This window comes from Aeromicrobium sp. (genome assembly GCF_014378035.1).
Lineage (GTDB): Bacteria > Actinomycetota > Actinomycetes > Propionibacteriales > Nocardioidaceae > Aeromicrobium.
Window position 1 is genome coordinate 1 of record NZ_JACMOM010000172.1, and the last position, 5,366, is coordinate 5,366.

Annotated in this window: 6 protein-coding genes; 4 read left to right on the forward strand and 2 right to left on the reverse strand. The window is 67.4% G+C overall.

Annotated features, from left to right (window positions below):
• On the reverse strand, window positions 1-1,201 hold a 1,201-nt coding region (locus H7290_RS09005; RefSeq protein WP_290513683.1), incomplete at its 3' end, for an ADP-ribosylglycohydrolase family protein.
• Between the two features lie 127 nt (window positions 1,202-1,328).
• Between H7290_RS09005 and H7290_RS09010 the strand changes: the two genes are divergently transcribed.
• From H7290_RS09010 to H7290_RS09020, 3 genes are read left to right on the forward strand one after another with little or no spacing between them, the layout of a single operon-like run.
• A complete protein-coding gene (locus H7290_RS09010; protein WP_290513684.1) occupies window positions 1,329-1,754 on the forward strand; it encodes a hypothetical protein in 426 nt (141 codons plus the stop codon).
• Between the two features lie 60 nt (window positions 1,755-1,814).
• Window positions 1,815-2,141 (forward strand): hypothetical protein, encoded by a 327-nt coding sequence (locus tag H7290_RS09015; protein ID WP_290513685.1) that lies wholly within the window; start codon window positions 1,815-1,817, stop codon window positions 2,139-2,141.
• 48 nt (window positions 2,142-2,189) lie between these two features.
• The gene (locus H7290_RS09020) at window positions 2,190-2,879 is read left to right on the forward strand and encodes an NUDIX domain-containing protein (protein WP_290513686.1); all 690 of its coding nucleotides are present in this window, start codon (window positions 2,190-2,192) and stop codon (window positions 2,877-2,879) included.
• A 75-nt stretch (window positions 2,880-2,954) separates the two neighbouring features.
• On the opposite strand, the gene H7290_RS09025 is transcribed toward H7290_RS09020, so the two are convergent.
• Entirely contained in the window at window positions 2,955-3,560 is a 606-nt protein-coding gene (locus tag H7290_RS09025; RefSeq protein WP_290513687.1) for a hypothetical protein, read from the reverse strand.
• A gap of 135 nt (window positions 3,561-3,695) precedes the next feature.
• On the opposite strand from H7290_RS09025, the gene H7290_RS09030 reads away from it, so the two are divergent.
• On the forward strand, window positions 3,696-5,366 hold a 1,671-nt coding region (locus H7290_RS09030; protein WP_290513688.1), incomplete at its 3' end, for a pyruvate, phosphate dikinase.

Genomic DNA, 5,366 nt, shown 5'->3' on the forward strand with positions numbered 1-5,366 from the left:
AGTCGATGAGGCGCACCTCGATGTGGCCACCTGCTGCGACGCCGGTGTAGTCGTCGGCGCCGACGCGGCACAGCGACACCACGGCGTCACAACCGTGGGCGGGGGAGCGGTACGTGCCGAGCCGCACGCCGTCGTCGTGCGGGTGGGCAGCAATGGTCGAGGGCGCAGTGACATAGTCCGGTTCCGACATGTGCGGCGCAGTCGGCCAACCCGCGCCCACCCGCTCGCCACGTTGGGCGGTTCGCAGTGCCAGGGTCACCAGCCCGCGCGAGCGGTGGCCGCCATAGCCGTGGACCTGCCGCGACCAGTGGGCCGGGATGGCTGACGAGCCCCAGAGCGCTCCGAGCAGCCCGCCCGCGATGGCCGCAACGGTGTCGGTGTCGTCGCCGGCACGGACCGCATTCCTCAGCGCGTACGTGAAGTGTTGGGCGGGGAAGCTGCCGGCGGCGGGGTCGAGCTCGGGAATGGGCGTCCAGGTGATCGCTGCCCAAGCGGCCTGCAGGGCATAGACAGTGAATCCGTTGCGTCTGAATGTCCGTGGGTCGACGTCGGTGGCCTCGTCGATCCACACGCGCCACCGGCGGCGACGCTCAGGTGCGAGGAGATCGAGCCCGGAGAGCAGGTCGAGCTCGCCAGTGGTGACCGCGACACGGATCGCCTCGGACCACAACACGCACGACTCCTGGCCGAGCGGATCGGCGTGGGTGAGAGACGCGACTGATCGGGCCGCCGCGGCGGTCGTGTCGCGGTCGTCGAGCCGGGTCAGCGCAACGACGGACGTCCGCATCAGGGCGCCATTGCCGACTCGTCCGGGATTGGCGAGCGCGTGGTCCTGCGAAGCAGCCAGCATCGCGACGCCACGGGGCCCATCGTCTCGACGGGCGCGAGAGAACACGGTGCGAGTCTGGTTGCCGACGTCCCGGGCGGTGGTGGCCCAGGTGAGGAATCGTCCTGCGATGTCGTCGAGAGCCGCCTCGCTGGTGAGATCTGCACCGGTGCGTGCCACCTCCGCGATGCAGACCGCCATCGAGGTGTCGTCGCTGTACTCGCCGGGCGCAAAACCAAAGGGGCCGCCACCCACCATGTGTGGGATGAAGGATTCGGGCAGTGGCGGCCCGAACTCGTAGGGGACGCCGAGAGCGTCGCCGCAGGCTTGTCCGAGCAGGACGCCGGCCGCTCGGTCGGGGGAGTAGGTCTCCATCTGACCACCGCCTTCTAATATTGTGTATATGACAATATCCAACGGGAAATGAAAAGTCAGAGTGACCAGAACTGTCCTATGAGTCGGGCAGGATGGGGACAGAGGACGAAACAGAGGAGTGATGACCATGAACAACAGCAACAGTTCTGAGCTGATGGACCACGTCGGACGATGCCTGAACCAGTTCCTGCCCCCAGGAGCGCTCGAGCAAGATGAGGACGGGGAGTGGCGGGTGAGCATGAGGCGCATGGCCGTGTTCGTCAGGGTCGTCCAGAAGCCTGAGCCGATCATTCATCTGTTGGCACGTGCGGCAACCGGAGTGGGGCCCGACGCACTGGCCGAGATCAACCACCTCAACGTGCTCTCGGTTCGCGGCAAGCTCTTCCGCTTGGACAACAGTGACGTCTTCGTGCCCACCACCATCCACCCGGCCGGCTTCAACGCGGAGGTTGCCGAGCGGTTGATCGACGGCACCGGGGAGTACGCCGAGGAGTACGGGCCGATGTTGGAGGCCGTCTACAAGACCGCCGTGACGGAAGCGCCGATCGGGTGACGTCGGAATCCCGGGGCCTGCCGACGTCATCACGCCCAGGGGGTGGTGAGCATGGGCAGCGTGTCTGAGAACTCCAGCTTCGAGACGAGGGTCTTCAAGGAGAAGGGCACCTGCTGCGTGTGGATCTCGCTGACCGAGGCGGGCGAGCTGCGGCTCAGTGGACAGGACCTCGGTGGGTTCATGGGCACGAGCGAGTACGAGTACGTCATCACTGTCCAGCCGGATGACTTCGGCACGATCTGCACCGCACTCGGCGAGCCGGTCGACGCCGACATCATCGAGGTCATGTGCGCGCGAGCGGAGGAGATCTTCGATCGCGGCGAACGCACGTGGCTCACCGACCTCGGCATCGACGCCGGGTTCTCCAACTGGCACTCGTTCGACTGATCGGGTTGAACGTCGTGACGTTTGCGGACGGGTGACTAGGGTGTCGTCGTGACAAAACGGCAGAAGCCTCCGAAGTACTCGTGGGCCTACGTTGCCGTCGACATCGTCGTGCTGACGGTCCGCGACCGCCGGCTGCAGGTCATGGCGATCCGCCGCGGACGCAAGCCCGGCCTCGGTGGTCTGGCGCTGCCGGGAGGGTTCGTGCACCTCGACGAGGACCTCGAGACCGCGGCTCGGCGTGAGCTGCGTGAGGAGACGGGGCTCGAAGTCGACTTCCTCGAACAGGTCAAGACCTACGGTGCCCCCGACCGCGACCCCCGCAACCGGACGTTCGGAGTGCTCTACCTGGCGGTGATGCCCAACCTGCCGGAGGGTGCAGCGGGCACCGATGCCGATGATGCGCAGTGGATCCCGGTCGATGAGCTGCTGGCGACCGACCTGCCGTTCGACCACCACGACATGCTCGTTGACGCGCTCGAACGCGCCAGGGCCAAGCTCGAGTACTCCCCGATAGCCGCCTCGTTCTGCCGGCCGACGTTCACCATCGGCCAGCTTCGGCAGGTGTACGAGATCATCTGGGGCGTCGGGCTCGACCCGGCCAACTTCAGCCGCAAGACCCGGTCGGTCGATGACTTCCTGGTCGAGACCGGCGACACCGTCTCTGAGGGCCCGGGGCGCCCGGCGCGTACCTATACCGTGGGTTCGGCAACGGTGCTGAACCCACCGATCAACCGCTGATCTGCACCGTTCAGCCCGCGACCAGCCCGGCCTCATCGCCACTTTCACCGTGTCGCGCGCCCACCAGCTGGGCAGTCACCGCCGGCTGAGCTCCGCCGGCTCGCGGTCGGCAGCCGGATTCCACCCCACGATGATGCCGGCGACGAGCGCCCCCAACGTGCCGAGCAGCTCGTCGCTCAAGGTGTCCTGATACGCACCGTCGAGCTCGGTGCCGCGGCGTATGAACGTGTACCACTCACCGAGCTCCCAGCCGATTGCCAGCAATGACCCGAGGCTCGTGATGGTCAGGATCAGCACCCATGGCGGGCCAACGCCGAGCAGCTTCAGCAGCAGGCCGGCGCCCCACAGCAGCAGCAACCAGTTGACGAAGTGGTTGGCGTTGTCCCACCACTCGACCGAGTCGTAGAGGACGAGGGTGTTGCCCGAGACATCGATCAGGAACGGTGACATGAGCAGGGCGAACGCACCCCAGGGCATTTCGTGGTCCAGGGTCGTGGCCTTCGTGCGCCACCAGATCGCGGGCACCACGAGCATCAGCAGCGGGTAGACGAGCAGCCGGTAGCCGAAGCCCTTGCCCTCGAACTGGTCGAGGCCGCCGAATGCGCCGATCGCGAGCTGGATGATCGTGAGCGCGAAGATGACGGCCGAAGCGACGATGCCGGCGCGCATGGGGCTTCTCATGGCGAACACCCTGCCAGAACCTCCCGCCACAGGGTCGGACGCCGGACGGCAGGACGGCGGCCGGCACACGTCCGGCCCCCGCACCGGGGTCCATCGACCCTGTACGTTCGGGCGTCCGTCGGCGACGATGTCCAGATGATCAGGTATGTCTACGACTTCGCCGAGGGCGGCATGGACCAGAAGGACCTTCTTGGCGGCAAGGGTGCCAACCTCGCTGAGATGACGAGGCTCGGGCTGCCGGTGCCACCGGGGTTCACCATCACCACTGATGCGTGCCGGGCCTACCTCGAGGTGGGCAGGGCGCCCGACGGCATGGCCGAGGAGATCGACACCCATCTCACCAAGGTTGAGGCGGCTCGCGGCAGGACGCTGGGCGACCCCGACGACCCGCTGCTCGTCTCGGTGCGCTCGGGAGCAAAGTTCTCGATGCCCGGGATGATGGAGACGGTGCTCAACGTCGGCCTCAACGACGAGTCGGTCAAGGGCCTGGCCAAGGTGACCGGCGGTGACGAGCGGTTCGCCTATGACTCGTACCCGCGCCTGCTGCAGATGTTCGGCAGCACCGTTCTCGGCATCGAGATCGACGTCTTCCACGACGCGCTCGACGCCCTCAAGGCCGAGCGCGGGACCCGCGACGACCTCGACCTCACCGCCCTCGACATGCAAGGCCTCGTCGAGACCTACAAGACCCTGATCACCGAGCACGGCGGACGCGGCTTCCCGCAGGACCCGCGCGAACAGCTCGACATGGCAGTCGGAGCCGTCTTCGAGTCGTGGAACACCGAGCGCGCCGAGATCTACCGTCGCCAGGAGCACATCCCGCACGACCTCGGCACCGCCGTCAACGTGTGCACGATGGTCTTCGGCAACGGGGGCGCCGACTCAGGCACCGGCGTCGCCTTCACCCGCGACCCCGCCACGGGCGCACAGGGCATCTACGGCGACTACCTCGAGAACGCGCAGGGCGAGGACGTCGTGGCGGGCATCCGCAACACCGTGCCGCTTGCCGACCTCGAGCACATCGACAAGGCCGCCTACGACCAGCTGATCCAGATCATGGCGCGACTCGAGGGCCACTACCGCGATCTGTGCGACATCGAGTTCACGGTCGAGCACGGCACCCTCTGGATGTTGCAGACACGAGTCGGCAAGCGGACGGCCGAGGCGGCGTTCCGCATCGCCAGTTCGCTGGTCGACCAAGAGCTCATCGACCTCGATGAGGCCGTCAACCGGGTGAACGGCGCCCAGCTCGCGCAGCTGATGTTCCCCCGCTTCGACACCGACGCCGAGCGTCACCTGATCGGCAGCGGCATGAACGCCTCGCCCGGCGCAGCGGTGGGCAAGGCCGTCTTCGACTCGCCGACGGCGGTCGAGTGGGCCGCCCGGGGCGATGACGTGATCCTGGTGCGCCGGACCACAACTCCCGATGATCTGGCGGGAATGGTGGCGGCCAAGGGCATTCTGACCAGCCGCGGCGGCAAGACGTCGCACGCGGCGGTCGTGGCTCGCGGCATGGGACGGACGTGCGTGTGTGGGGCCGACAAGCTCGAGGTCGACATCCACGACCGCCGATTCACCTCGGCTGACGGCACCGTGATCGCCGAGGGTGACGTGATCTCGATCGACGGCACCACGGGCGAGGTGTTCGCCGGCTCCGTGCCGGTGGTCGACTCGGCCGTCATGCGTCACTTCGAGGGCGACGAGGCCGCCGCTGGCGACGAGCCCGTCATCGCGGCCGCGCGGCTGATGGAGCCCGCCGACAGCCAGCGCCGCCTGCAGGTGCGTGCGAACGCCGACACGCCGCAG

Bases quoted from the DNA above. Each gene is read 5' to 3' on its own strand.
- H7290_RS09010 (WP_290513684.1), top strand. From the start codon at position 1,329: ATGAACAACAGCAACAGTTCTGAGCTGATGGACCACGTCGGACGATGC.
- H7290_RS09025 (WP_290513687.1), bottom strand. From the start codon at position 3,560: ATGAGAAGCCCCATGCGCGCCGGCATCGTCGCTTCGGCCGTCATCTTC.